Source organism: Nocardia spumae, assembly GCF_020733635.1.
Classification (GTDB): Bacteria; Actinomycetota; Actinomycetes; order Mycobacteriales; family Mycobacteriaceae; genus Nocardia; species Nocardia spumae.
This window is the reverse complement of record NZ_JAJFZL010000001.1, coordinates 1495794-1521947: the sequence shown is the minus strand read 5'-3', so window position 1 is coordinate 1521947 and position 26154 is coordinate 1495794. Positions and strand designations below refer to the sequence as shown.

The following is a 26154-nucleotide window of genomic DNA, read 5'->3' as shown; positions in this document are numbered from 1 at the left end:
AGGAAGGGTCCGTTATGTCCCATTAACGAACGAGTCCACGCCTCAAGTTCCCTCCACCACGCAAAATCCACAGCCAGGAGAAACCCCATGTTCCGCAAGGTCATCGCTGCTGCCATCGTCGCTGCCGCCGCTACCGTCCCGGCCGCCGGTATCGCCCAGGCCGCCCCCACCGAACCCGCCGCTACCCCGGTGGCGCTGCCCGATCCGGTCGAGCTGTCGGTCGCCCTGTCCGGCGGGATGCTCGGTGGCGCGATCGTCGGCGGTGTCGCCGGAGCCGGTGTCGGTGCGATCCTGTGCGCCCCGACCGTCGGTCTCGCCTGCCCGGTCACCATCCCCGCCGGGGCCGCGATCGGCATCATCACCGGTGCCGCGGTCGGATACGGCATCGGCGCCGGTGTCGCCTTCAGCGACGGGTTCGCGAAGTGACCGCCATCGACCAGACACCGGCCACCACCGGCACAATCCTGATGGAGTGGATCGCCGCCGCGAAAACCGAACGCCGCGCCCATCAGGCATGGCAGCGCGCCCTGCCCCTGGCGCCGATACGCCGCGGACCCGACCAGTACGGGCAGCCCTGGAACGGATACGTCGAACGTCTCCGAGCCGAATACGATGCCGCCCGCACTGCGCTGGACGTGGCGACCCGCGCCGCGCAGGACGTCAGGATTCGATCGACATCGGAGCGAGGGACTTTCCCAACAACAGCACCTACGCCATGTTCGCAACCTGGGGAACCCCGCTCGGCCGCCTCGGCCGCGGCGTCAGCGAAGTGATCGAGGCGCGCGACACGAGGACACGCCAGTAACGGCTCGATACAACGAAATCGGCCCGGACCAATGGTCCTGGCCGTTTCGCTGATGGGGCACCTTATCGGAAGATGCACCCGCAATCCTACCGCCCGATCAGCCGGTAACCCCAATACGGTGGGCGAAGTCCCGCAGGGTGCTGTGCCGGTCGTTCTCCAGCAGCTCCGCGGTCACCGTCTTCAACAGAGTCTGGTATCGCGCCCACTCCGTACCGCCGATCTGCTCCGCGGTGAGCAGCATGTCCAGCGCCTGCTGATACTTGCCCATGTTCACCGCGGCCGACGCCTGATCGAGTAGATGCCGCGCCCGCGACACCTTCGTCAGCCCGGTCCCACGGTTCGGCATCGTTTTCGCGACCTTCAGCGCCTCCGGGAATCGCTCGTTGGACACCTCGATGTCCACGCGCTGCATCACCACCTGGGACTGCCCGAAATTGCACTCGTACCAGTTCGTGTCACCAGGAAGCCGTGACGCCACCTCTCCAGCCGCCTCGGCCAGGTTGAGCGCTTCGCCGATATTCAGGTCGCGACCTGCCGCGGTCGCCCCCTGCAGTAGGAGGCTGCCGTGCACAGCCAGATGCTGTTGCGGCACATCGCCCTTCGGCTCGATGTCGGCGGCCGCTTTCAGCACCACGCGCCGCGACTCCTCGTACCGGCCCTGCACGAGCAGCTGCCAGCCGACACTGCCCCGGATGGTGGCCTCGAGGAACGGGTCGTTGCCCTTCTCCGCCGCGGCTAACGCCTGCCGGATCGCCATCCACGCTGGATCGTTCTGCCCGAGATGCACCAGCGTGCAAGCTGATACCCACAGCATCCACGCGTACAACTCGTTCGCGCGCGGCGTCTCATCGACCGCGACGTTCCCCGCGGTAGCGCGCAGGCGGGTGATGCCCGGCGGCAGGATCGCGGACAGTTGTTCGTAGCGGCCCGACCAATACGATCCCCACGCGTAGGACACCTCGCGTTGCGCCTGGTCCAGGCTCAATGGCTCGGTGTCGTCGATGGAGTCGTCGATGAGGTCATCTACGGACGAGAGTGCTTGGCGGATCGCGACCACGCCGGCGTCGAAGTTGCCTGTCGGAACGCCGGAGCGCTTGCCGACCAGTTCGGCTACGTCGATGTCCAATGCGCGGGCGATCTTGCGCAGCGACGTCAGCGACGTCCTCTCCCTCTTGTTCTGCTCCAGCTTGGAGATGAGGTCAGTCGAGACCTCTGCGGCCTCGGCTAGTTCCTTCTGTGTGAAGGCTTTTCCGCGGAATCGCTTGATTCGGTCGCCGATTGTTTCGTCGGTCATTTCGAATGTCCTGGTCACTCGGTGTGTCCCCCTTGCTCTTCTGAGGGTACCGAGATTTGGCGAGAAAAGTAGGACGTAGCGTCCTACTACTTCTTACGGTTTCGGTCATACCTTCAAGTCAGCCCCCGATGGGCTCTCGCCTCTCGCCCCCCCGAAGCGAGAGGCAGACACCAGGGGGAGGGCACGTAGCCACAACTCCCTGCCCTCCCCTCGGTGCCCCATCCACAACCGAACACCACAAGGACGTAGCGATGAAACCCAGAGCGGTTGGCTTCCTACACCGAGAAATATCCGGCGCCCGACAAGAGGCCGACGAACACGCAATCCGCGTCACCGCGGGCACCGCACACCTCGACCTGGCCCGCACCTTCGCCTGCTCACACCTCGTCGAGCAGCCCATGCAGCGCCTCGAAAACATCCTCAGCCGAGTCGAGTCCAACACCATCATCGTCCCCGAACTGCGCCACCTCGACGACGCCGCGAAACTCAACGAGCGCTACCGGATCGTCGTCGCCGCACACGATCTCGGCGGCAAACCCAAGATCTGGGAGCCCCACACGTTGATGGCGGTAGCACGATGAACCTCCAAGCGGTCGACCGCTGGCGCAACATCCACCGGTTCTGCAACGACGAGCCCGGCCCCATCGTCAGCCTCGACGAAGCCCGATACGTCCTCGGCGAACACTCCGACCACGGCCCCGGATGCCTGCAATATCTGGCCGCCCTCAGCCGCGCCTCCGAGGTGGCCGCATGAGCGAACCGTCCCGCATGGGCTACCTACACGGCAGCGACGGCATCTCCGTCGTCGACACCACCGGCTGGTGCCACGAACTAGACGACGCCGCCGACCTCCTCGACGAGGACACCCCCGCTCTGAATGTCCTCACGATCGACGTCGACCCGGAATCGGTGACCGACCGAGAAGCAGGCCAGCGTGAACTCGAAAACTGAGCTGCCGCAGCGCCTCCCCCAAGAGCTCGACCTCCCCCCGATCGAGCCGAACGAGCCGCCCGTAGAGCTGCTGATGGCGCTCTCTGCGGCTCTCGATGAATGGGATCCAGAAGGGGGTACCCGGACCGACCCTACCGGCCCGGGTACCCACTCCAGCATCCCCTCCCAGACTGCCGGCCAAACCATGGCCGGTATCCCCGGCGGCACATGCCGTCTCACTCTCAAGGAGAATCAGATGCCCTTCGCCCCCAACGCCGGCGAACTGCGCACCCGGGTCCCGTTCCGCAAGGCGACCGCGTCCAACCCGTCCGGCAACTGCGTGACCGTCGCCGAGCTCGAGAACGGCGACGTCGCCGTGGCCCACTCTGCCGCCCCGAACGGTATGGCGATCACCTACACCCCGAGCGAGTGGGACGCCTTCCTCGACGGCGTCCGCAAGGGCGAGTTCGACCGCCAGGGCTGAGAACGCAGAAAACCGCCCTACCTGATCGTTAGAGTCCAATGGATCTCAGCGATCGGGCAGGGCGGTTTCGTGTTAACGGATGCCTGGTACGGGCAATACTTGCTGTGTGAAATCGGTTCTCGCGCTTGCGGCCCTGACGGTCAGCGTCGCCGCGCTCACCGGCTGCTCAACGTCGCACAGCGATAGTCCAGCACCAACTCCAACGGCCGATATGAGCGACGAGGCCATGGCCCGCGAATTCGCAATCGGCGTGAACGGAGTCGAGTTCGACGCCATCGCACACCCTGACGACTTCGTATTCGGAGTAACTCAACTTGCTCGTTCGACATGCAGCGGCCTGGAGTCCATGAGCAAGACAGGCGACTTGCCAGCCACTCCGACCCCCTCCAGCAAGGCCACGTTCGCAGCGGTGGTAGAGATGGCGATCCGCGACAACGGGCTCACCGAACAGCAGCAACGCAACAAGCTGTGGGTGAGCGCGAAATTCCGGTGCCCGCAATATTCAGCTGCGCTCGGCGCCCACTTCGACGCCGTGCCGGTCAAACCAGCTCGTTGATCGCCTCAGCCATCCGGTGGCAGTACATGTCCTCGACGTACGCCCGGATGTGCTGGGACCCATCCAGGTAGCCGACCACCTGCTGAGCCGCCTCGTCATACAGCCGCCACGTCCCGACAGGATCCCGCCACCAATCCCAGTTGATCGGCTGGAACCGCTTCCGCAGTAGCCGGTCGACGAGATCCTGACCCCAGCAGCCGATCTCAGCGAACGAGAACGCGGACATGCCGTCAGCGATGCTCCGCAGTGGTGAGCCGGCCGCGCAGGAGGTGATGCAATCCCGTGGGTTCGCGTATTCCAGATGCGGGATCTCCGCGGGGAAGTCTCCGCGCTGGCCGTTGATGCCGTACCCGTAGGCTCCGGAGTCGACCGAATCACCCTCCCGCCGCGCCGGATTCGCCAACGTCGCCGTGAACGCGATCTCACACTCAGGAAACAAGCCCTTGGCCTTGGCCTCCATGAACGCGTTCACCGCCAGCGCACCGAGCGAGTAGCCGAGGATCCCCACCGGGTTGGGGGTCGCCCGGATCATCGTGGCCAGGGAGTTCACAGCGATCTCGATGCTGGTCTCCTCACTCGGCCCGACCGGGCCGCCACCCACCGGCCCCACCGTCGCGGGATACGGGCAGTCACCCAGCAGATGGAACCGGTTCGGATCGAGCTCCCGGGTGACGTTGCGCAGCATGTTCGTCGGGGCGCCCATCGGCTCACCGGTACCGCGCACCATGATCACGTCGATCAACCGCTCCTCCGATCAGTAGGTGTAGGCGGCGAAGTCGTCCAGGCAGGCGGGCGGCTGCCCACCGCCCGACACCGCGGAATCGTCCTGGATCATGACCCCGACATAGTGCGCAGTCGTCGGCACCGTGCTCGTCGACACAGTCCCTTGGGCCACAAGCTTGCCGTTGACGTACGCGGAGTACGTGCTCCCGCTGGCGACAATCCGAAGTCTGGCGCCCTCGGGGAATTTGGTGGTCGAGATGTAGTCGGCCGTCCCGGTCGCGGCGACGAAACCACCGCTCGAGGTCTCGTACAGGATCCCCATCAGGTCGTTCACGTTCCAGAACTGCACGCCGCTGGCGCCGTCCGTCGGCATGTTCGCGGGGTTGGCGCGACACACCACAGCGACTGCGCTGTGGGCTGGATCGTTCCCGTTCCACCTCAATGTCGCTTCAACGATTTGGTTGTCCGAGGAAACCGGGACGCCCCAAAACGCATACGACATCGGAGTGGAGGGTGTGCCGACGCCCGAGATGTATTGCTGGGCATTGATGAACAGCGTGCCGCCGCCCTTGTTCACCCAGTTGGATCCGAGAGATGCCCGGTTGAAGTTGTCCGAAGCCTCCAGCGTCGTCCGGCCGACCGAGTTGACAACGATAGCGGCAGTGACACGCTGAAACGTACTGGCACTGGATGTTGCCGAATAGGTTTGCGAACTCCCCGCAGCCGACTGCTGATGGTAGGCAGCCGAGTGGCTGACCATCCATGTAGCGGCCGACGTGTACAGCCTGCTGTCCAGGATCTCTGTCGCCGGCGCACTCCACGTAGTGCCGAGTGTCGTTGCGTTGCTGTTGATCGAGCACGTGGACATGCAGAGGACTTCGCTACACCCCGAGGCTGTAATGATGGACGGAGTCGTCACCGCGCTGGAACCAGACAGGAGATAGGTGTAGTTCGATGCCGGGATCTCCACGGGCATGATTGGATCGAACGTGCCGGCCTGGTAGGCGACCATCGACACACCGGTCGGCCGCCAGGTCCCTGTGACGGAAGCCTTTACGGTGACAGATGTTTCAGAACCGCGGATGCAATAGTAGTAGCCAGCCCAGCAGCCATCGGCAGCGGAACCATCCCTGGCCATAATGAGATTCCAGGCGCCGCCGCCGGTGAAAGTGCCAGCGTTCGCGGTGTAAGAGACTAGCGTGGCATCCGACCGGCTGAAGTTCACCTGCATGATGAGCAGGTCGCCAGCGCTCGAGCCGGTCGGGTAGGTGGCCGTGTATTGCCCGTTGGTTGGGTTGTTCCCGGACGTATTGAACATCGTGCCGTTCGTCGCCACCCGTTGCGGGAATGTGCGGGCGGTGGTCGTCGGCACGAGCGCGGTAGCGGTCGCGGTAGCGGTAGGCAGCGTGATCGCGCCAGGCACAGAAACGGTCGGCACCAACGCCGCGGCCGTGGCCTGCGCGCGCGGGAGGGTGACCGACGCGCCCGCCGCTATCGACGGCGCCAACGCGGACGCGGTTGCGACCGCAGTCGGCAGGGACACGCTCCCGCCCGCCGTGACCGTGGGAACGAGCGCCTCGGCCACCGCGGTGGCGGTGGGCGGTGCGACCACAGCGACGACCGAGATACTCGGAACGAGCGCTGTCGCGATCGCTTCGGCGCGCGGGAGCAGCACCTCGCCCGAGGCCACCACCTGGAAATCCGGTACCGCCGCAGCCGCGACAGCCGTCGCTGTCGGCAGCGATATCGACACGCCTGCGGAGATCGACGGGACCAGCGCTGCCGCAGCGGCTTCCGCAGGCGCGGCAGCGACTCGCGCCCCTGCAGTCACCGACGGTACGAGCGCCTCCGATACCGCGGCCGCCACCGGCATAGCCACCGAGGCGCCGCCAGCTATCGCCGGAGCGTTGGCGGCCGCGGTCGCGGTGGCGCGCGGCAGCACGACCACCGCCGGGACCGTGCCGTCGAAGACCAAGTGCTCGCCGAGCATGACGCGCGTGATCGGGGTATCCCCAACTCGGATCGCCTTCGGCGCGCGCCCGTTGATGAACAGAGCCACAGGCCAGCCTCAGATCAGGAGATCGTCACGGTGCACAGGCCGCCAGCGTTGACGGTCGAGGAGAAGGTGCTTGAGGTGACCGGGATGTCCGCGTTGAAATTCACGTACATGATCAGCGGGCGAGTGGCATCCGATCCGGGTGTGGCGTCGTATACGACCAGGTTGCGGGCAGTGAAGGTGGCGCTGGTGCCCCACGAGAAGTCGTCACAGTCCAGCTTCAGCGTGTGGGTGGTCGAGTCGTAGGAGATCGTGCAGTTCGCCAGGGTGAGCCCGCCGGCGGTGTAGCCGGTGCCGCTGACCTCGTTGGTGACGTCCGACTTGTATTTGTGCACATCGCGATCCGGCGTGTACGAGCTGGTGGTCAGCATCGCCTTGATCGTGTCCGAATTGAAGTCGATTTCTTTGTTGAAAGCGCAGACGAACGCCTGGCCGTAGAACTTCGCTGTATCAGCCATTGGGGGACCTTTCAGTCTTCGTAGAGGTAGTAAGCGGTTTCGGGATCGGGGGTGATCGCCGCGTAGGCGGTCTCGGTCATGGCTTGGGCGCGGGCGATGCCGCCGCCGTTGCGGACCGCGGACGCTTCCTGTGTGGCGGGGACCGGCAGGCCAGCTTCGATGAGCGGCCACAGCCGGACCGGGGTGTCGGAGTCGGGAATGTCGATGGTGTAGGACTTCACGCCGACCGACACGGTCGCCAGTCCTGGATCCAGGTCCGGTGTCGTGAGCACGCCGGCCTGTGGCGTGACCCGGACACCGAGGGTGGTGATCAGGGCTGTGCCGTCGCTGGAGTCGCGTAGCTGGCTGGCGAAGGTGAACATTGTGTCGTTGTCGGCGCCGCCGATCGTTTCGACAGTTTCCTGGATGACCGTCATGCGATCACCTCGTAACCGGCCAGGGCCAGGGCGAACCAATGGGCGCCGTCGATGCGCTCCTGTGTATCCGGCTCGTCGTGCAGCACAAACGAACCCGCGCGTTTCTTCACCGACTGCTCCGTGCAGGCGCCACTGTCGGTCGCGGGCACGAGTCCCACCTCGGGCTCCTGGTACGGGCCGAACGACGGCTGTGCCCAAACGGTGACGTAGTCGGCGCCGCGATAAGGCGGGTCGACCTTGAAGCAGCGGGCCGGACCGGGAAACCCTCCCACGTCCTCGATATGTACTGTGGCAGTAGCCAATTCGGTCTCCTAGTCGAAGAGATATTCGATAACGGTGATGCAGCCCGCGGCGCCGGCCGCGCCCGCGCCGCCACCACCCGCCGGGAACCCGCCCACGGCCCCGGACGGCCCACCACCCCCGGACTGACAGGTCTGCCAGAAAGGCGGATTCGACGTACCGGCCGCAACAAGCCCCGATTTGCCTCCCGCAGCCGATGCCCCGCCACCCCCACCGCCACCGGCGAGCAGCCGCACGACACCAGAGGTCACCGATTCCCCCGCCACGCCCGAACCCGAGCCGCCCCGCCCCCCGCGCATATACGTGAGCCCCCCAGCGCCACCATTTACGGCACCTCGCCCTCCAGGCGCGATCAGGATGGTGCCGAACGAGCTATCGCCGCCGTCCCCACCTGCACTGCCGCCCGACCCGACCGTGACCGCCACCGCGGCAGGCAGGTCATAGGAAGGGATGCGGCGGGGTGTAGCAGCAGCAGCCCCACCACCACCACCGGCGGTACTGTTCCCGCCGCCACCGGCTCCGCGGATCCAGACCTCGATCGCGTACAACTCGTCGGCCTTCGTCCACACGTCATTGCTGGTGTAGACGCGCAGCACGGAATGCATGGCCTACGAAGATCTCTCGATGATGAAACAGATCCCGTTCGCGCCCGCACCGCCCGTAGTGGCGCCGCCGACAGCGCATCCGCTGCCACCGCCGCCACCGGCGGGGTAGCCGCCCGCGCCGCCGCCGTACGCGGCGGACAGGGTAGCGCCGCCACCGCCACCGCCACCGCCACCGGTGGCGATGATCGAGGCCGGAGACGATCCAGCCACACCCGGATATCCAGTGCCGCCGCCGGGCGAAATGCCACCAGCACCGCCAGCCGTGCCGGCGATCTGGCCGCCGTATCCGCCAGCGCCACCGCCACCGCCACCGCCATGCAGGTCATAGGCGGATGTCGAGTTCCCTCCAGCAGTCGGTGCCAGCAGCGTGGACGAGTAGTACACCCCCCGGCCGCCGTTGCCGCCAGGGATCATGCCGACACCGCCGGCCGCGGTCGGCGCGGGCGTGCCGAAACCGCCGCCATCGCCACCGCCGCCGAGAAGCCACTGCGCAGACCCGCCACCGACTGCCGGCCCGAACTTCGAGTGCCCGCCACCGGCTCCCACATGCGCGTCACCCGACGCGCCAGCGCCTCCGGCGCCGATGATGATCTGGATCGGCTTGAAGTTTCCGCTGCCGTCGACCGGCAGCAGCGATGCAGGAACGTTGGTGTGGGTTTCCCCACCGCCACCACCTCCGCCGCCGGTGGTGGAGTTGCCGAACAGGGCGTCGTACGAGCCGGAAGAACCTCCTCCGCCGGCGCCGATGATGATCACATCAATGCTCTTGATGCCCGCGGTCGGCGTGTAGGAGTTGTTGGAGGTGAACACGATCGCCGTGCCCTGCAGGATCAGCTGATTGAATTGTTCCTGCAGGGTTTCGATCGAGTGCGAATGGTCGGTGATCGTCGGCAACCCTGCGATGTAGGCGTTGTTGACGGTGCCGGTGATCGCGTCGATCAAACTCGCGAATCCGCCGAGCAGTGCGCTTAGCGCGCCACCGATGAGGCCGGCGACTTTCGCCAGGAACATCCCGCCGAGGCCGCCCCACTGGGTGTTGTCCTGAATGTCAGCAGCGAGAGCGTCCGAAACGACGTCCTGGGTCCGGCCGGTCATGCCGGGGATAGAGCCGTCCTTGCTCACCCCGTAGTCGCCGGGCGTAGCACCTCCGGCGTTTGCGGGAAAGGTCACGGAGCGCACCCCAAGGTAGTCAGCCCGCGAGTGATAGTGTCCGCCGCAGATTTCCGCAACTGCACCTGCTCCGGAGTCGCGGCCGCTGGGGCCGGATTCAGGCGCAGCGACTGCGCCAGCCACACGTACAGCGGGCACAAAACCTCAACAGAAGTACGAGCCTGCACCTGCTGCAGCTGACGCTGATTCGATTCGACCTGGTAGCCTAGGAAGCCGCACGCCACGGCGAGTGCGAGAACTACCGCCAACACAATCCACGTCGAGTGAATGTCCCGCGTGTGCTTCTTGATCGCTTCGATCATCTTGCGCTGAGTGTCTACGCGATCTGACAGTTCCCGCACCGCGGCCGTGAGAGTGTCTACCGCTCCAGCCAATTCGTCCGGATTCACGACGACGACACCCCTTTCTGCCGGGTCTCGCTCTGAAGTTCATTGATTTGGCTGGTCAGGACCTCCAGCAGGCCCTCAAGAAGTCCCATGGTTTCGTGGGTCTTCTTGAGGGTTTCCTCGATGCTGTCGTCAGACCGCTCGTATTTGTCGGGCATGTCATGACCGCCCTCGATGCTGGTCGTGCACGTTTCCCCACGCCTCCCGAATGGCGTCCGTAGCCCTGACCAGCTCCCCGGCGAGCTTGTCGTTGACGAGTTTGTTGAGTTCCCGCAGCTCGGACTCGAGCCGATCGCCCCGGCTGACCTCTTTGTCGTAGGCTGCGTCAGCGCGGTCGATGGCGTTCTTGTGTGCGGTCTGGATTCGGTCCAGTTCCGCCTGATGTTGGGCGACCAGTCGGTTGAAGATCTTGATGAAACCCCAGATGCACACGAGGGCTATTGCCCCAATGGCCCCGTATTGCGGAAGGGTGTCAGAGACCGCGTCCTGTTGCGCCCAGAGCAGCGACAGGAGCACTACTCACCATCGCTGGCAACCAGTCTGGCGACCGGGGTGACTTTGGCGCGCGCGACCTCGGCGGCCGGAATGCCTACCAACGCAGCGACAATCGCGGTGACGATATCCCCGAGCGAGGAATCGATGGTCCCCTTGGCTACGAGTGCGCCGATGAGGGCTACGAGCAGCGGGTAGACGATGACCCGGACCGGCTCACTGTGAACGATCGACAGGACCTTGTTCATTTCTCCGTCCCCTTCGCGGGCTTCATCGCATCGCCCTGCAGGATCAGCACGTCGATGTTGTTGCCGATCTCGGCGATCTTGTCGACCGGGGTGAGGTTCGAGCCCTGATCGTTGGTGCCGAGCTGCGGCCAGCCCTGCCCGTTCGGGCCGCGGAGCTGATCCCACACCTCACGGGTCTTGGTCAGCAGCTCCTGCTGCTCGTCGTCGCTGAGCGCCATGAATAGTCCTCCTGTGCCGGCCGACCACTGTCCGTAGTCGGAAGTCGTTGATTCGTTGATGTCGCACTGCACCCCGCCGACCCATGCGTATCCGGCGTTGTTGAGCTGCAGGATCTGCGCGCGCGGGTCGACGTTTCCGCCGGACCACGCCTCGGCCTGCCAGCCCCACTGAGCGGTGCAGTTGTCGAGTGCGCGTTTCACGGGCCAGTAGCCGCCATAGATGCCGACGTTCTCCGCGCCAATGACCGACGCGGCGCCATTGAGGTAGGCGTCGACCGCGCCCTGCTGTTCAGGGGTGACGTCCCAATCGGCGGAGAAGTAGATCGGCCGGTCGAGACGGCCGCCGCAGCGAAGTACCTGAGCGCGCGCGTACTTTGCATCTGTACGGCCGGCGTCGTAGCCCTCCAGCATGCGGTCGGCGTAGGTCTCCCAGTTCGACACGATCTCGATGCCGTGCGCGCGGAGGTCGTCAGCTTCCTCGGGGGTGAGGAGTTTGCCCGGGAGGTTCGCGCCGCCGTCGGACAGATATCGGACGACAAACCCATATTCGGAGTCCCTGATGGCCGCGCCGCCTGGGCGGCCGCCGGCGTAGTCGAGTCCTCGCGTACTCACATGTGCACCTCGATTCGGATAGGCCGCGCCGTCGAGCCACCCGAGGGGGTCGACCTTCTGGGCCGGGTTGTAGCCGTAGGGCATGACACTCAAATGCAGGTGCGGGCCCGAGGATTCGCCGTTGCTGCCGACATAACCGATCAACTGGCCCGCCTCCACGCGGTCCCCCGCCGAGAGTCCAGTGGCGTAGGCATCCCACATGTGGCCGTACTCGGTGACTCCGCCGCCCTCAGCGGCTGGATGGTCGATGACAATCCACTGGCCGTAGCCCTGCGCGGCGCCGATGTATAGGACGGTGCCCCCTGCGCAGGCGTAGAACGGTGTGCCGTCGGAGGCTTCGAAGTCCTGGCCCGCGTGGAATCCGCCGGCTCGAGGACCGAACGGTGATCCAGTCCGGAATGCACCCTCAGCGATCGGCCAGAGCCTCACTGTTGGCCGCCGTGTAGATTCTTGAACGTCTCCCGGCTGAACTCGTGCATCCGCTCGAAGATCTCCTGCATCTGCGGCTTCTGTTCGACCTTCGCCGCGGCGCGCTCCTCTGGAGTCATCGACGAGATCTTCTTAGCCAGGCCTGGATTCACCGCCTCCAGCAAACCCATCAGCTGGGTTTCGGCCGTCCCATCGTCAGGCCGCGACGCCGCATACTTCTCGTACTCTGCGGGTGACACCCAGCGATTCGGGTTCATAAACCCCGCCTCCGGATGATCGCCCGGGATGGGGAACTCTTCCATCAGCTCCGGATGGATACGAACGCCGCGCTTGATCAGCGCCTCCGCCCACGGCCGGCGAGACTTCGGATGTATCGGGACCTTGATGTCGTCGCGCTGACCGGGAAGACTGTCCAGGATCAGCATGAGCATGTCGGCTTGGGATGCGCCCTCGCCGAACAGTTTTGATGTATCAGGCACAGTGATTCCCTCTGGTCAACTCAGGAGGTGGACGCCAATGTTGCTGATCGCCTGCAGCGCCTTGTTGATCAGGCGCGCGGACCGTTCGGATTGGGACATGGCCGCTTTCGCGGTGCCGACGGTGACGGTCCAGTTGTAGGACTTGCCTGACGACCAGTCCCAATCCAAAGTCATCTCTTCGACTTGGTCGACGAAGATGACATCGGAGACGTACGCGACGGTGGAGCCGATCCGGTCCCCGATCGAGAAATGCAGCCCTGGCAGGAACGGGCCGCCGGAGCCCATCGTGAACTGGTGTGCGGTTTCGCTCTTGGTGGCGAGAAACCCGGCCCGGATCGCAGCAATTGCGGACAGGCTCCACGCGTTGTTGTCGGCGCCTTGCTGGTAGATCTCCCACAGGTGCACCCAGCCGAGTTGGGTTGCGCGAGACGCGTTCTTCCATTGCAGCCAGGCGAGAATCGTCCCGACCAGGAACGGCATCACCACGTCGGCGATGATCGTTCCCAAGTCCGAGAATCCAGCGAGGAGGAAGTAGCCGACCAGCGCGCCGATGGACTCGATAGTGATGCGGGCGAGGTTGTCCGCTAAGGGGTTGTCGCCGCCGACGACCACCGACACAGGCCCGGCTGGCCCCCAGGTGAGCTGGGACGTCTGCATCGAAGTCCAGTCCGAATCCCGCGCCACCACCCACGGGAATCCAGGCAGCGTGCCGAGGAATCCGGGCTGGTAGTACTGGTCTGGTTTGATCGTCTGGTCATCGGTGACGAGAGTCTCGGTGTCCTCGATGAACCCGTCGGTGAAGCCCTGGATGGTGCGGGTCAGTCCGCCCACGATGCCGCCGCCGGTGGCTGTGCCGTCGGGGCCGTAATAGCCGGACTTGTCGACCACCTCGAGGACCAACGCACCGTTCTGGCAGACCGGAACACCGTCGACCGGGCAGGTTTCGCCGTCGACAGTGAGAATCCTGCGATAGGTGAGGACCAGTTGAGCGTCATCGAGAGCATCGGCGATGATCTGGTCCATCCGATTCATGCGGGTAGCCAAGATCGTCCACAGTGAGGAGTCGTCGAGGTCGAATGGCTTGGCCTTGATCAACACTTGCCAGCCGGACCAGTCGAATAGGCCATCCCAAGAGCCGACATCGAACGGGTCATCAGGCAGTGTCCAGAGGTTGCCCTCGAGCCGGATCAGGTTGATCAGGATCATCATGCTGATCGCCCATTTCGCGGGCCCCAGCAGCGGGAGCACCCGCGGGAACTGGAAAATGGGAATCGGCAGCAGTGGATTCGGCGGGCCGAGCATGTTCTGCAGGAACTGCAGGTCGTCGATGAATGTGACGTCGAGGTAGCGGATGCCGTCGCCGTCGCGGACGACCTTCCAGTTCTTCAGCAGACCGGACCAGCGGACCGCGCCGCCCATCGAGTCGACCGTGATGACGACGTTCTTCTTGGCGGTCGGGTCGTTGGGGATGGAGATCAGCCAGCGTGACAGGTAGTGGTCCAACCGGATCCGCAAAATCCCTTGTGCGGCTTGGTTCTTCCGGAACGGGAACTTGCCGTTGATGTGGTCGCGGCATTCCCCACGCAGCAGCAGGCCCTCGGAAGAGTCCGGTTTGTTGGTCCACAACCGGATCCGCGGGGCTGCGCGGCGCATCGCCCGGTGATGGTCGCGGATGCCTGCGCATTGCCGCCTCAGTGTGGGGTGGTCGGCGAGCGTGGTGGTCATACGCTCACTCCGATCGGCCGCGAGTACCGCCGCGGAATCGTCACAGTGACACCAGCGCCCGGGTTTGCGCCCGAAATCGTGATCGTGCAGTCGGTCGGCAACGTCTTCGGCGCGATCGGATAGATCAGAGCCTCCTGCTGCCGCGCCCACACCGGCGCCCGGTTCGCCGCGACGATGAACTCCTCATCCGGATCGGAATCAATGTCGGAGTCCTCACCGGCCCGCAGATCGACGACCGTGATCGTGTGGTTCGTGTCGGCGCCTGGCGGCCGCTGATAGGCGACCTCCTGCCCCCAAGACTTGTCCGGCAACTCCAGCGAAGCCAGAGGGGCGTTGACGAAGTACTTCGGCCACACGATGACGTCGCCGCGGTTCTCGTACGGGAACGTCACCGACCCGTTTCCGGTGTCCGTTGACCAGGTGAACACCAGATCGTCGGCGTACCAGAACGGCTGTTCCGCAGCGGCCGGCACAAGCAGCGTGCTCGCCCGGAGGTTGTGCGAGTCGCGGCCGCTCTCCCACGGACCGTTCTCCCACGGCGTCGGATCCTGCAACAGACGCAAGTCCAGATGCCGTGTGCTGTCCTCGGTCTCGACCATCAGATGGAACTGTTCGTCGTACATGCCCAGCGCCATCCGGAAAGCCGAATCCAGCTCCCGCCACTCACGCGGAGTATCGCCGACAATGTTTACCGTGAACGTAGGGTCGCGGCGCTGGAACTGCTTGCCCTGATAGGACATGTTCGCCGCGCCCTGCACCCAGAACGTTTTCGCTGGTGCGTCGATCAGCCGTTTCGGGCCCGGTCGCAGACTCACCCCAGCGCTGCCGTTGTCAGGCGAGCCTGGTCCGGCCAGGATCCAGGTCGACCCGTCCACCCCGGTGAGGGTGATACGCATGTCCTTGCTCACGAGTACGCCGCCAAAGCGCCCATCGACTGCTGCTCGACATAGCGGTCCATGCCACGGACCAGGTCATCGTGATTCATCACGTGGGTGTCTCCGTAGAAGTTGACCGAGTGGTCGCGGTTCACCGACGCCGCCCCGGCGCCCGAGAAGGCGGGGGCGAGGGCGGGCATGGACACCGGATTCCACTGCGATGAGTTGATCGCCTGCAGGAGGGGCAGATTCCGTTGCGCGTCGTAAGAATTGACGATGAACTCGCCCGCGCTCGCCCAAATCCGCTGCGTGTCCGACCGGCCACCGCCGATGCCGCCGATCAGGCCACCGTCGGCGTACCCGTGGCCCTGGCCCCACATCGTGGACAGATCCGACCCGTAAGCGGCGCGGTAGTAGCGCAGCGCAGCAACCATGTTCGCCTCAGGGTTGGTGCGGTCGTTCGGCAGCGACGGATCCCTGTAGGTGGCGAAGGTGCCCGGGATGACCTGCAGCAACCCGACCGCCTCGTTGCCGCCGGAGTTGACATCCTTGACCTGCTGGACGATCGACGGATTACCGCCGGACTCCGATTGGATCTGCGCGAGCATGATGTCGACCTGGGCCGGGTTGAATCCCTCCCGGATCAGCACCTGCGTGGACAGGCCGCGCCACTGCTCCACACCCGCTTCGGGGTTGTAGGAAGACGGCGCAGACTGCCCCCCAACGCCTCCCGGCGTCGCACCCGCATACGGTGATACTGCGGTCCCCTGCGGCACCGCCAGCGGCGTATAGGTGGTGAGCGTCGACGGGAGATTCTGCGGGGTGTAGTTGTATCCCGGCGCGCCCGTTCCCGCGCCCTGCTTCTGCAGGTAGTCGCCGACCTTCTGGAAATCGCCCGCATACACACTGCTGTCCGACAGCGCCGAGGAGCCTAGGCCCACCGAATCAAGAACGCCCTGAGCCAGCACCCCCGCGAAGCGAGACGCGATGCCCGGCACCGTGTACTGCTTCGGCAGCGCACCGGATCCGGTCTGCTCCTGCGCGGACTTCAGCTGGTTCTGCACCTGCAAGTACTTCAGGTCCGAAGCCCGCTTGTCCTGCGGAGTGGAGTTCGGGTCCGCATACACTCGGTTCCGCTCGCTATTCGCTGCATCCACCGCGGACTGCCCTTGGAGCACCTGGATCTGCTGATCAGTCATCGGCGTCGGGAGTTGCGCCTGCGGATAGGTGACCGTCTGCGAACTCATGCCCGGGATCTGCGGCTTGGTCGGGTCGTTGGGGTCGACCACACCTCCGTCAGCGAACCCGGGAAGCGACTTCGGGTCGATACGACCGGAATTCAACGCCTCGAAGAACCCCACGCCGTATTTGCGGACCGACGCCTCACGGTTGATGAACTCGCCGTTGGACACCCGAGCCAGCATCGAATCCGACGTGCCACTACCTGGCCCGGTGAGCAGGCCGCCGGTCGCATGTCCCGGGGCCTGCAGGTACTGATACCAACCAGGCCCCTGGGTAGCGTTCGGATTCGCAGGACTCGACAGGCTCGGAATGTTCTGACCACCCGTGATACCGGGGGTGAGCAGCTGCATCCACGCCGGGATCTGCCCCTCCCGGTTCTTCACGTCGTCGAGCATCTTCTGATACGCGCCGAGGGCCGTCATGGCCTGACTCGTATCGACAGTGAAGGTGCCATTGAAGTTTCCGGCCAGTGGCTCGTAGTGCTTCAACAGCGCGTCAGCTTGCGCCTGGGTGTAGCCCATCGCTTCGATCGACTTCAGCGCCGAGTCGTGCATCGCGTCGGACTGCTTCTGCGCCGCCGCCTTCGCCTGTTCCGCGGTCTGGCCGTGCTGGATCGCGTCCCGGTACGCCGCGGACGTGACTTGCTCCCACGCCGGCGCCAGCTGCTGATTCAGCAACTGGTAGAGCTGTTGCCCGTTGGAGGTGGTGGTGTCGATGCTGCCGTCGGCCTCGATGATCGCGTTGGATGCCTGCTGCGCGCTGGAACCCATGGCGGAGAGAGCCTGGTTCGCGCGCAGCTGGGCGTCCTCGAACGTCAGGTTCCCCTGGCGTTGACGTTCCATCGCCGACGTAGCCGCGTCGATCGAGGTAGCCGCGTCCTTGTTCTTGTCGGACAGGTCCTGGATCGCCTTGACGACCGGCGAAACGGTCGCCGCGTCCAACGCCCACTCGTCGCGCAATTGGGACAGCTTGGACGCAGCCTCGCGGCCGCCGTCGCCCATATCGCTGAGCCGGTCGACCAGAGCATCGAATTCCGGCTTGGACCCGGTGATCTTGCCTGCCAGTTGGTCATTGGCCAGCCCGATCGAATCGAGCGCCGATTTCGCGGCCTGCCCGAGGCGGGAGGTGTCGTCGCGGGTCTTGTCGTTCTGGAGGACTCCGCCGCCGATCCCGAACAGCGAGTTCGCGATCGTAGTCGCGCCCTCCTGGATCTTGTCCCCGATGCCGGGCATGTCGGCGGCGTTGGCCGCCCACGCGTCCCGCAATCCCTTAACGCTCTGCGTCTCGGCGTCGAGTACCGCGGATTCGGTCGCGTTGCCATGTGAGGACAGCAGCACCTTCTGGAGGTTGCGGTCTGCGTCGATTGCTGCCGAGGTCTGGTCTTGCAGCCGCTTCATGGACTCGGCTGCCTTGTCAGTGGAGTTCATGAACCCGATCACCGTCGCGCCGGCCACGGCGAGACCGAGCGTCCACGGGTTGCCGAGCACGCCCAGCAAACCCTCCCCGGCAGCCTTCAGCTTCCCGACGCCTTTCGTTCCCTCTCCCGCCTCCCCGGCCTTCTTCGCGAGTCCGTCGATGGCGAGCTTGGCGCCGTCGACGAGCGGACCCACGGTCTTGAAGCCGAGGTATGCGGCGACAGCAAGTTCGACCAGGTGCGGGTGAGCCGCGAGCAGGCTCGACGCTTCACGCAGGAACGGCAGGGTGATGTCCCCCCACAGCCGGAACCCGTCCGCGACACCAGCCAGCAGGGCAGGCAGATCATGGAGGATCGGGGCGAGTTTGTCGCCCTCCTCACGCATCCGGTCGAAGATCTGCCCCAAATCCGTCTGCCCTTGCGCGGACTTCAGGAAGGCGGCCATCCTGGCGGTCATGTCGTCCAACGACTTCAGCGTCTGCCCGTTGTCGCCCGCGGCGCGGAACACCGACGCCATCGACGACCCCAGGTGGCCGATAATGTCGGCCAACTCCTTACCGGAAGTGATTCCGTCGTGTATCCACTTCTCCAGCGACCCGTCCGCTGCGGCTTTCTGGATGAGCGCATCGAACTTCAGCGAGGCGTTCTCGATCCCGACAGCCAATTGCGGCATCTGGAAGCTGCCCACGGTCGCGAGCGTTTCGATCGCTGCCGTGGCCGGGCGCGCCGCGCCTGCCAAGTCGCGGAATGCGGTAGCGGTATTGCCGAGGAATGTGGAGAACTGCAGCCGACTGGTTTGAGTCGACAGCTGATCGAGGGTGTTGCTGATGCCCTCATTGAGGGCGTGGTTGATGTCGACCATGCCGGACTTGAGTGTCGGCAGTTGCACATTCGCGAGATGGACGATCGCCGGGCCCATACCATCGGTGAGGGCATCCTGGGCGGCCCTGCGGGCATCGGTCCAGGCCGGGCCGAGGGAATGGATGTCGTTGACCGCCTGCTGCGCGTTCGGCGACAGCTTCGAGAAGGCCTCATTGATCTTGCCCTGCGCGCCGCCCGCGGACTGCTCCGCCTGCGCCTTGGACAGGTCGTAGTAGGCCTGCTGAAGGTTGTGCACGGCATCCGCTTCGGCCGCGGTGTCGTCGATGACGCGCTGTTTCGCGTCGACGACCTGCTTCGACCCCTCGACACCTTTCGCGTTCGCGTCTGCGGTGTCGGAGGCGAGGTCGTTGGCCTTGTTCTGCGCCTGCTGGTAGGACAGGATCGCGCGCTGGTAGTCGTTGACCGCAGCCTGCCGAGCATCCGAGTCCGCCGTCGGATCGAACTGCACTTTCTGTAGGTTCTTCGCGGCCTCGCGAACCGCGATACCCGCGTCGGAGACGTTGAGCTTCTGCTCGTCCAGGGAGATGTTCATATCCCGGATCGAGCGGTTCGCATCCTTGTATGCGTCGGTGAGCGCGATTTGATCCTGCTTCAGCTGCCGACCGGCCTGCCCGACCGCGCGCTGCGACTGCCCCACCTTGTACTGGGCCTCGGACACAGCATTGAGGGCGTCGCGCTGCTGGATCGCGTTCTGCGCCGACGAATCCGACGCCTGCGACAGCGCCTTGAACGCGTCCGGTATGCCCTTGAATCCGACCGCGGCCGAACCGACACCGGCGAGTCCGCCCAGCCCTGCAGCGGGGAGGAGGGCGAGCATGTGCGCCGCCTGCGCTGCGGCATCGGCGATGGCCAGCAGATCAGCCACCGCAGCACCGGCACCGAGGACGCCGACTACTGAGAGGTTGATCTTCGCCGCGCCGGATAGCTCGTCCTTCAGCTTGCTGAGACCGTTGCGGGCCGCACCTGAGGATGCCCGGTCGATATCGACCTTCAAGCCGAGGGCGTTGGCCTCCTGCTTGGCACGCCACGCGCTCAGCTGCCCGTCGGCGGGCGCCGTGTTGGCGTTAACACGCACATCGAGGGGGTTGTTCGACTGCTCCTTGCGGAACTTCTCGATCGCGGCTTTCGCGACACCAGTCTGCGGCTGGAGCTTGACCTCCGCCGACAGATCCATCGCCCGCAACTCCGCGCGGGCTTCGCGCACGAACGTCTTGAACGACGGCGTGATCTTGATGCTCGCGCTACCGGCGGAGAAATCAGGCACGGGCGTCACCTCCGTCGAATTAATTTGTGGCGCAGTGAATTACTGGCGCGGCTTGAGTTTCGGAACCTTGTCCATGTGGTCCGGGAACCAGTCGATGAACAGCTTCCGCATGTTTGTCTGACGCTGCTGCAGGTCAAGCTGCACGGCGGCCGTGAGCGGGCGCTTCAACCGAGCCGACTCGACATCACCCCCACCGCGGGCAACTGCGGCCTGCAAAGTGATGTCAGCGAGATCGGTGATCAGGTGATGTAGCGATGAGAACCCGAACAGCTGCGGATGCGTCGCCCTGGGAATGTCCTTCGTCGCCTCCGCGAGATCCGGATCGAGCAGCAGGGCCTCGTTATAAGCGGTGCCGGAGATGCGGCCCATCCGATTGGCGAACCGCATGAACTGCGGCCACGGCCGCTCACGCCTGACCCAATCGAGAGCGTCGACCTTCAGGACCTCTTGAAAGTCCCACTCGAGCTCGTCCCACCACTGATCTATGACTCCGAGGAGTCCTGGGATTTTCCCTCGACGTCGTTCGCTCCCGGACCGAAGAAGTGGGTGCTGATATCGGCGATGAACTTGTCATACACGGCTTCCGGCTGCGCGTCGAACAGCTTGTTGATCGCATCCCACTGGGCGCCGAAGAACACTTTGTTGTAGTCCTCGGGAGTGCCGCCCTCGATCTCGGCAGCGGCGCGCGCAGCCCGCAGAAGCCCCCGAGTCGGCGGTTCGATCACGATCTCCGGGGTCAGCACATACGGCCCCGGAATCTTGACCTCGGCCTGCAGAGCGGCCAGCCGGCCGACGTTCTTACGCGGGGTGTTTCGAGTTGTCATGACAATCTCCTAGGTTTCCCTGGCGGTCCTGGCGGAAGCCGCCCCCGCGCTCCGCCAGGACGGCGCGGGGACGGCGATCGAGGGACTACGAGACGGTGACCGCACAGGTGTCGGTCATCGCCGAACCGCCGCCCGGCGGGGTGTAGCTCGCGGTGATCGTGGAGGTGCCGGTCGCCACCGCAGTAACCAGACCCGCACTGTTCACGGTGGCCTTAGCCGGCGTGCCCGAGCTGAACGTGCAATCCGAGGTGCGGTTCACGCCGTTGTTGTCGATCACGGTCAACTGCAGAACCTCAGCAGCGATCAAGGTGGCCGCCGACGGCGACACGTTGATCGCGGACGGGGCATCCTGGAATCCGGCGGCCGCAGTGAGTGTCTTCCAGCCGGGGCCTGCGTAGGCGATGCGCGCGGCGTACCCGTAGCTGTCGTCCTTCAGGAACTGCATGGTGACGGGGTACATCTGGATGCCGTCGTCGTTGGTCTGGATGTCGCCCGACTTCTGCAGGGTGACGCGAGGTCCCGCGATGATGGTGTACTTTTCGTCGCCGTCCGCGCCGTCACGGGCGATCATCACCAGACGCCACTCCAAGTTCTGCGAGGACTCGGAGATGATCAGGTTCACCTCGCCCGAATCGGGATCGGCGACCTCACCGGTGAAGTCCTGCCCCCAGAATGCGGACAGGGTGATCGCGGAGGTCTGCTGCATCGTCCAGTCGACGGTGATCTCCCGCGATTTGACGATGATTCGGGTCGGCCCCTGCTCGCCGTAGGTGTCGACCGGGGTGGAGGTGATCGCGTTGGCGATCTTCACCGCACCCTTCTTGTCCAGGTTGCCGACAGGCAGGAACCCGGTCAGCGGCTGAATGACACTCGACGAGTTGGAAAACGAGGTCGGGAGGGGAACGGACTTCGGGGCGAGTCCGATCGCCCAGTCCAGGGCGGCGAGTTCCAGGTCGGCGTTACCCTGCCGGAAATCGCTGGCGAAATCGGTCATTGTCTTACTCCTTCCGCCCGGATAGGGCGTGTGCCCGCGCACCGGGAACCGGCCGCGCGGAGGAAACGGGATAGCTACACTGAGCGGGCTTTCCGGCACATCCGCCGACCCGACTCAGTCCATTGGGGGCACCGCTATGGGCACCTCGTGCCGCCTGGCATCAGCACTTCTCGCTGCGATCGCATGCGCCGGCGTCTCGGCGTGTGGAGACTCGTCGAAACCCACCGCTGACGTGTCCGGAGACATCGTCCTGACGACCGGATTCGCCTACCAGGAAGCTGACGGAGGACTCGTCACCCCCAACCAGCTGGCCTCTGACGCGAACCCATTCGAGCTGGGATGCACGGGAACTGGCAGGTTCGCAGACATCACGAAAGGGGTGCCGGTGTCCATGCTCGACGCGTCCGGAAAGGTGATCGCCACCGGCAAAGTCACCGGCGACACTCCCTCTGCGGGCCCTGCAAGCACCATGCGGTGCTCGCTGGCATTCCAGATCGAGAAAGCTCCCGCCGGAGTATCCGGCGCTCAGGTCCGCGTCGGACAACATCCGGCCGTCGCGCTGGCACCGGACTATGACCAGGGTTACGCGACGATCAACATCGTTCAGTGACTGAGTGACTCGCGGACCTGCGCGTAGTCCGGCAGCCCCTTCGGGGCACGGCAGACGACACGGAAAGTCAGCGGCACGAGCCGCACATCCGGATTGAGCTCAGGCAGCATCTGCGGACCGACAAGCTCCTCGATGCAATCGACGAGCGTCTTCGACCCGTCCTCACGAACCACGGTGCCGCCGCGGGAGTAGCTGAGTAGCCACATCCGGCAGAACTCCATCAACTCCCACGACTCGGCGCGCGTATCGGCGATACACGCCACCTGCACCGACGCCGGATCCCGCAGCACACCCGAATCCGCTGCCCCGCCACCGCGGTACACCCGCACCAACGGCAGATGAGCGGCGTAATCGTCAGGCAGCCACGTCACCGCTTGCGGCCGCCGCGGCACCCCGTTGTCCAGCACTGGATTCCCAACACTGTCGGTGACATCGACGGTATCGAACACCGGCTGCAGAGCATCCATGACGACCAGCTCACGGTCCGGGAACCCGCCCTTGAACCAATCCGGGAACGTCAGGCTCACAGCTTGCCCATCATGTCGAGGACCTGATTCAGATCCCGTGACGCACGCTGGAAATGCGTGTGAGTACTGCCCGGGTGATTGCCGGCGCCGAATATCTGCGCCGCCGCGTACGGGACGGTGACGGCCATGTGGGACACCCACCGGCCACTTTCGATACCGGTCGAGATGTGCGTGGACGCCACCATGCGACCCGATCGCTTCGCGGCAATCTGCCGATACAGCGCCTCCGCGAGCTCACCGGCCTGGTACACCGCCGAGCGGCACTCGGCGCCGAGAAGCCATTGCGTGATGAACGGATTCGGAGAGGGGACGTTGACATCTTCCATCAGAACACCCCTCTCAGTCGCACGACGACGCCCGGCTCCCAGCCGGTGAATGGGTTGCGCCACGGCGCCGGATCGCCATCGACGAGATACTTTCGGCCGTTCGGGAGCGTGACTTTGTCGGTGGAGCGGATGTCTGTCCCTGGCGGGCACAGCAATTCGATCCAGGACAGCACGGTTTCCCGGTGGTCGTTGTTCTCGCTGGTGGACTGGTAGTTGATGCCGCAGCCGTCCACAGTGAACGTGGAGTCGGTGCCGATCGGATCGCCTGTCCGGTCGGTAGCTGCCGGCCGAGTGACCGTGACGGTCTCACCGGCCGTAAACATCTACCCTCCAGGGCGATACGCCGATGGTGCCGAACTGACGCCGGCGGCCCGAACCGCGGAGCGCGTCCAGCTCGTCGTCCGGGAAGTACAGGAGCCCGCTGTCGGGGCCCTTCGCCCGGGACACGCTGAATACCGAGGCCGTCTCCTGTGTAGCGCCGGAAGGGTTCCGGTACACGCGCAACACCGCGTCGGACACCATCGCCTTCGCCCGTGACAGGCGCGCTGGATCGGCGCTGGTGGCCATGGACGGAACCAGCGAGACCAGCAGGCTTTCGGCGTCGTCGATCTTCGCGTCCAACCATGGGTCACGGTTGGAGGGGATGACGCCCTCGAAACGAGCTCGGACGTCATCCCTGGTCGCGAACATCAGACCGCCACTCCGGCAGCCTCGCACGCGGCGATGATGTCCTCGCGCTTCCAGTCCTCCTGGACGACAACATTGTTGGCTTCGGCGTAGGCGGCCCACTTCGCGCGAGACGCACCGGCGCCGCCCTGGGGCGGGGGCCCGTCGCCGTGATCGTCGTCGACGGCATCCGCCTCCGGCGCGGCCTCGGTTTTGTCGTCCTTGGCCCAGACGTTCGGGTTGCTGATCTTGTCCCGGGCCCAGGCCGGCAACGCCGAGTCCGGGCCGAACGCGTGCACGCCACCGGTTTCGTCGGTGACGTACACGAAGCAGTTCAGGCGGCTCATGCGATCACCGTCGAGATCATCAGCTTCCGCGGGTCACCGATGACGGGGAGCGCGACCGCGTCCACGTAGGTGTACTTGCGGAACGGGATGCCGTCCTCGCGGACGATCACACCGACGATGCCGGCGCCGGTGTTCAGCTGCACGTTGCGGGACTGCAGCTCCATCGCGGTCGTCGGGGTGCCCCACGCGGTGAACCCGAGCTCGCCCATGTTCTCCGGCAGGAACAGCAGCTTGTTCTCAGCCAGCACACGCTGATTGACCAGGGCGCCGTTGTCGCTGTCGACCTGGAAGTTACTGTTGTAGTCGGTGCCGAACTGCGGAAGGCCCTCGGACTCCAGCAGGGCATTCAGCTCCGCGGTGGTGACGCGGGTCTTGCCGACCGTCGAGCCGTAGATGGCGTTGATGATTTCCTTGTTCCGCTCCACCAGCCGGCGCACGGTACGCGAAGTGGCGATACGGCCCGGCGTGACACCGTTGGTGGCCTCGTACACATCCGACCACGCGACCAGGTCGGTCAACGGGGTGGAGTTGGTGGTGTCCGACCACAGAGTGCCCGGGGCAGTGATCTGATTGCCGGGGACGCCGAAGTCGATCTGCTGCTGGACGCCGTTCTCGTTGATGGTCAGGACACCATCGGCAAGGACGTCACCCCACGCGAGTTCGACACGGTTGTATGCCTGAGCGGTGAGGCTGTCCAGGTCGTTGTACACCGCGGTGACGAGCTTCTGGGTGAAGGTACTGCCGTTGGCGGCGAACTCACGCTGACGGCGCTCGTACTCGCCTTCGAACAGCTTGGCCGACAGGGGCAGCATCTTCACGCGCCGCTCGGACCCGGTGTCGCGGGCCGACACCCACACCGAGCCGTCCCAATTGCGGAACTGCGCGGCACGGTTGGTATGGATGATGGTGCCGAAATCGACGGTGTCGGTGTCGAAGTCCTTGCGCGGGAACAGGTTCGAGAACGCGAGGTTCGAGGGGATCGGCACGCCCTGCGTGTAGGTTGCGGTCGCGTCCAGTGGGATCGGACCGTCGAGGAAAAGACCCATTGTTCAGCTCTCCCTTACTCGAACCGGATGGTGGGCGCATCTGCCTTGGCGGCAGCGTCGACCGACCCCGGTCCGGACTGGAACGGCAGTTTGGCGGTGGTGACCGAGCCGCGCACAAACGCCCCGGTGCCGACCTTCGCGGCGACCGAACCGTTGGCGCGGACCGCGGTGACGTCGTTGAACGTCAGGCCGTAGAAGACCTGCCGTCCGTCGGAGGCGGTGTCGTCGTACGGGCCGAACAGGCCGGTCGCGGTGACCTTGCCGACTGCGATCCCTGCCGGGATGTAGCCGTTGGGGTAGTGGCCGGTCACGCCCGCGGTGGTGGTGGCAACCGACACCGACGGCGAAGTGCCACCGGTCAGGCCGGCGCCCGAGGCGGTCATGGCGGCGACGTTCTTGTTTCCGAGCGTGCCGGTGAAGGTCACCGCGTAGGGGCCGCCGTTGCTGCCCGAGACGCTGACATTGCCCGAACCGATGGTCGACAGCGCGGCGAGCGCGGTCTGAACGGTCGACGCCGACGCGTTGTAGGCGATCGCCGAGGTGGTCTGACCGGACAGGGTCAGGGTGAAGGTGCCGCCGGTCGGGCCGCCGGTGATGGTCACCGTCTGGACCTCGTTGGCGTTCGACTGGCTGAAAAGCGAGATATCGAGCGTGATGTTCGGGGTTTCCCCGATCAGGTCACGCATCCACCGCCGGTTACCGACCTGGTAGTCGGTGGTGACGAGTGCGATGTCCGTAGACATGCGTCCTC

Annotated in this window: 34 protein-coding genes; 7 read left to right on the top strand and 27 right to left on the bottom strand. The window is 65.2% G+C overall.

The window, feature by feature from the left end:
* The first annotated feature begins 87 nt into the window (after window positions 1-87).
* Window positions 88-426 carry a hypothetical protein gene (locus tag LKD76_RS06255; protein ID WP_227980008.1) on the top strand — a complete coding sequence of 113 codons (339 nt, stop codon included), beginning with the start codon at window positions 88-90 and terminating at the stop codon, window positions 424-426.
* 476 nt (window positions 427-902) lie between these two features.
* Here LKD76_RS06255 and LKD76_RS06250 read toward each other — a convergent pair whose 3' ends face one another.
* Window positions 903-2099 (bottom strand): helix-turn-helix domain-containing protein, encoded by a 1197-nt coding sequence (locus LKD76_RS06250; protein ID WP_227980007.1) that lies wholly within the window; start codon window positions 2097-2099, stop codon window positions 903-905.
* A 251-nt stretch (window positions 2100-2350) separates the two neighbouring features.
* On the opposite strand from LKD76_RS06250, the gene LKD76_RS06245 reads away from it, so the two are divergent.
* From LKD76_RS06245 to LKD76_RS06225, 5 genes are all read left to right on the top strand, one after another.
* The gene (locus tag LKD76_RS06245) at window positions 2351-2680 is read left to right on the top strand and encodes a hypothetical protein (protein WP_227980006.1); all 330 of its coding nucleotides are present in this window, start codon (window positions 2351-2353) and stop codon (window positions 2678-2680) included.
* Entirely contained in the window at window positions 2677-2853 is a 177-nt protein-coding gene (locus tag LKD76_RS06240) for a hypothetical protein (RefSeq protein ID WP_227980005.1), read from the top strand. The genes LKD76_RS06245 and LKD76_RS06240 overlap by 4 nt, the downstream gene beginning before the upstream one ends.
* Entirely contained in the window at window positions 2850-3050 is a 201-nt protein-coding gene (locus tag LKD76_RS06235) for a hypothetical protein (protein WP_227980004.1), read from the top strand. The genes LKD76_RS06240 and LKD76_RS06235 overlap by 4 nt, the downstream gene beginning before the upstream one ends.
* Window positions 3051-3285: 235 nt before the next feature.
* The gene (locus LKD76_RS06230; protein ID WP_227980003.1) at window positions 3286-3513 is read left to right on the top strand and encodes a DUF397 domain-containing protein; all 228 of its coding nucleotides are present in this window, start codon (window positions 3286-3288) and stop codon (window positions 3511-3513) included.
* A gap of 106 nt (window positions 3514-3619) precedes the next feature.
* A complete protein-coding gene (locus tag LKD76_RS06225; protein ID WP_227980002.1) occupies window positions 3620-4069 on the top strand; it encodes a hypothetical protein in 450 nt (149 codons plus the stop codon).
* On the opposite strand, the gene LKD76_RS06220 is transcribed toward LKD76_RS06225, so the two are convergent.
* From LKD76_RS06220 to LKD76_RS06130, 19 genes are all read right to left on the bottom strand, one after another.
* Complete coding sequence (locus LKD76_RS06220; RefSeq protein ID WP_227985113.1) at window positions 4053-4802, bottom strand: PE-PPE domain-containing protein; 750 nt, start codon at window positions 4800-4802, stop codon at window positions 4053-4055. The two genes, LKD76_RS06225 and LKD76_RS06220, sit on opposite strands and share 17 nt — an antisense overlap.
* A gap of 21 nt (window positions 4803-4823) precedes the next feature.
* Window positions 4824-6851 carry a hypothetical protein gene (locus LKD76_RS06215; protein ID WP_227980001.1) on the bottom strand — a complete coding sequence of 676 codons (2028 nt, stop codon included), beginning with the start codon at window positions 6849-6851 and terminating at the stop codon, window positions 4824-4826.
* 14 nt (window positions 6852-6865) lie between these two features.
* Window positions 6866-7306 carry a hypothetical protein gene (locus LKD76_RS06210; protein WP_227980000.1) on the bottom strand — a complete coding sequence of 147 codons (441 nt, stop codon included), beginning with the start codon at window positions 7304-7306 and terminating at the stop codon, window positions 6866-6868.
* An 11-nt stretch (window positions 7307-7317) separates the two neighbouring features.
* Window positions 7318-7722 carry a hypothetical protein gene (locus LKD76_RS06205; RefSeq protein WP_227979999.1) on the bottom strand — a complete coding sequence of 135 codons (405 nt, stop codon included), beginning with the start codon at window positions 7720-7722 and terminating at the stop codon, window positions 7318-7320.
* Window positions 7719-8024 carry a hypothetical protein gene (locus LKD76_RS06200; protein WP_227979998.1) on the bottom strand — a complete coding sequence of 102 codons (306 nt, stop codon included), beginning with the start codon at window positions 8022-8024 and terminating at the stop codon, window positions 7719-7721. Before LKD76_RS06200 ends, LKD76_RS06205 begins: the two co-directional genes overlap by 4 nt.
* 9 nt (window positions 8025-8033) lie before the next feature.
* On the bottom strand, window positions 8034-8627 hold the full coding sequence (locus LKD76_RS06195) for a glycine-rich domain-containing protein (protein ID WP_227979997.1): 594 nt from the start codon (window positions 8625-8627) through the stop codon (window positions 8034-8036).
* A 3-nt stretch (window positions 8628-8630) separates the two neighbouring features.
* On the bottom strand, window positions 8631-9797 hold the full coding sequence (locus LKD76_RS06190; protein WP_227985502.1) for a glycine-rich domain-containing protein: 1167 nt from the start codon (window positions 9795-9797) through the stop codon (window positions 8631-8633).
* Window positions 9794-10186: a hypothetical protein gene (locus LKD76_RS06185; RefSeq protein ID WP_227979996.1), complete on the bottom strand. Its 393-nt coding sequence runs from the start codon at window positions 10184-10186 to the stop codon at window positions 9794-9796. Before LKD76_RS06185 ends, LKD76_RS06190 begins: the two co-directional genes overlap by 4 nt.
* Window positions 10183-10341, bottom strand: a complete 159-nt coding sequence (locus LKD76_RS06180) for a hypothetical protein (RefSeq protein WP_227979995.1) — start codon at window positions 10339-10341, stop codon at window positions 10183-10185. The genes LKD76_RS06185 and LKD76_RS06180 overlap by 4 nt, the downstream gene beginning before the upstream one ends.
* 1 nt (window position 10342) lies before the next feature.
* A complete protein-coding gene (locus LKD76_RS06175) occupies window positions 10343-10699 on the bottom strand; it encodes a hypothetical protein (protein ID WP_227979994.1) in 357 nt (118 codons plus the stop codon).
* Window positions 10699-10923 carry a hypothetical protein gene (locus LKD76_RS06170; protein ID WP_227979993.1) on the bottom strand — a complete coding sequence of 75 codons (225 nt, stop codon included), beginning with the start codon at window positions 10921-10923 and terminating at the stop codon, window positions 10699-10701. The genes LKD76_RS06175 and LKD76_RS06170 overlap by 1 nt, the downstream gene beginning before the upstream one ends.
* On the bottom strand, window positions 10920-12182 hold the full coding sequence (locus LKD76_RS06165; RefSeq protein ID WP_227979992.1) for a peptidoglycan DD-metalloendopeptidase family protein: 1263 nt from the start codon (window positions 12180-12182) through the stop codon (window positions 10920-10922). Before LKD76_RS06165 ends, LKD76_RS06170 begins: the two co-directional genes overlap by 4 nt.
* Window positions 12179-12661: a phage gene 29 protein family protein gene (locus tag LKD76_RS06160; RefSeq protein ID WP_227979991.1), complete on the bottom strand. Its 483-nt coding sequence runs from the start codon at window positions 12659-12661 to the stop codon at window positions 12179-12181. Before LKD76_RS06160 ends, LKD76_RS06165 begins: the two co-directional genes overlap by 4 nt.
* Window positions 12662-12676: 15 nt before the next feature.
* Window positions 12677-14386 (bottom strand): Gp37-like protein, encoded by a 1710-nt coding sequence (locus LKD76_RS06155; RefSeq protein WP_227979990.1) that lies wholly within the window; start codon window positions 14384-14386, stop codon window positions 12677-12679.
* Window positions 14383-15144: a hypothetical protein gene (locus LKD76_RS06150; RefSeq protein ID WP_227979989.1), complete on the bottom strand. Its 762-nt coding sequence runs from the start codon at window positions 15142-15144 to the stop codon at window positions 14383-14385. Before LKD76_RS06150 ends, LKD76_RS06155 begins: the two co-directional genes overlap by 4 nt.
* A gap of 146 nt (window positions 15145-15290) precedes the next feature.
* Window positions 15291-20063, bottom strand: coding sequence for a transglycosylase SLT domain-containing protein (locus LKD76_RS06145; protein WP_227979988.1), 4773 nt, complete (start codon window positions 20061-20063; stop codon window positions 15291-15293).
* Between the two features lie 39 nt (window positions 20064-20102).
* Window positions 20103-20450 (bottom strand): hypothetical protein, encoded by a 348-nt coding sequence (locus tag LKD76_RS06140; protein ID WP_227979987.1) that lies wholly within the window; start codon window positions 20448-20450, stop codon window positions 20103-20105.
* Between the two features lie 95 nt (window positions 20451-20545).
* Window positions 20546-20887, bottom strand: a complete 342-nt coding sequence (locus tag LKD76_RS06135; RefSeq protein WP_227979986.1) for a hypothetical protein — start codon at window positions 20885-20887, stop codon at window positions 20546-20548.
* 85 nt (window positions 20888-20972) lie between these two features.
* Window positions 20973-21881 (bottom strand): Ig-like domain-containing protein, encoded by a 909-nt coding sequence (locus LKD76_RS06130; protein WP_227979985.1) that lies wholly within the window; start codon window positions 21879-21881, stop codon window positions 20973-20975.
* Window positions 21882-22266: 385 nt separating this feature from the next.
* Here LKD76_RS06130 and LKD76_RS06125 point away from each other — a divergent pair, with 385 nt between their 5' ends.
* Window positions 22267-22491: a hypothetical protein gene (locus LKD76_RS06125; protein ID WP_227979984.1), complete on the top strand. Its 225-nt coding sequence runs from the start codon at window positions 22267-22269 to the stop codon at window positions 22489-22491.
* On the opposite strand, the gene LKD76_RS06120 is transcribed toward LKD76_RS06125, so the two are convergent.
* The 7 genes from LKD76_RS06120 to LKD76_RS06090 are packed head-to-tail and all read right to left on the bottom strand — an operon-like array spanning window position 22485 to window position 26146.
* Window positions 22485-23018: a phage tail termination protein gene (locus LKD76_RS06120; RefSeq protein ID WP_227979983.1), complete on the bottom strand. Its 534-nt coding sequence runs from the start codon at window positions 23016-23018 to the stop codon at window positions 22485-22487. The genes LKD76_RS06125 and LKD76_RS06120 overlap by 7 nt on opposite strands.
* Window positions 23015-23344: a hypothetical protein gene (locus tag LKD76_RS06115; protein ID WP_227979982.1), complete on the bottom strand. Its 330-nt coding sequence runs from the start codon at window positions 23342-23344 to the stop codon at window positions 23015-23017. The genes LKD76_RS06120 and LKD76_RS06115 overlap by 4 nt, the downstream gene beginning before the upstream one ends.
* Window positions 23344-23667: a hypothetical protein gene (locus LKD76_RS06110; protein ID WP_227979981.1), complete on the bottom strand. Its 324-nt coding sequence runs from the start codon at window positions 23665-23667 to the stop codon at window positions 23344-23346. The genes LKD76_RS06115 and LKD76_RS06110 overlap by 1 nt, the downstream gene beginning before the upstream one ends.
* Window positions 23651-24034, bottom strand: a complete 384-nt coding sequence (locus LKD76_RS06105; RefSeq protein WP_227979980.1) for a hypothetical protein — start codon at window positions 24032-24034, stop codon at window positions 23651-23653. The genes LKD76_RS06110 and LKD76_RS06105 overlap by 17 nt, the downstream gene beginning before the upstream one ends.
* A complete protein-coding gene (locus tag LKD76_RS06100; protein ID WP_227979979.1) occupies window positions 24034-24357 on the bottom strand; it encodes a hypothetical protein in 324 nt (107 codons plus the stop codon). Before LKD76_RS06100 ends, LKD76_RS06105 begins: the two co-directional genes overlap by 1 nt.
* Entirely contained in the window at window positions 24354-25403 is a 1050-nt protein-coding gene (locus LKD76_RS06095; protein ID WP_227979978.1) for a major capsid protein, read from the bottom strand. Before LKD76_RS06095 ends, LKD76_RS06100 begins: the two co-directional genes overlap by 4 nt.
* A 14-nt stretch (window positions 25404-25417) precedes the next feature.
* Window positions 25418-26146, bottom strand: coding sequence for a head decoration protein (locus LKD76_RS06090; protein WP_227979977.1), 729 nt, complete (start codon window positions 26144-26146; stop codon window positions 25418-25420).
* Window positions 26147-26154 lie beyond the last annotated feature (8 nt).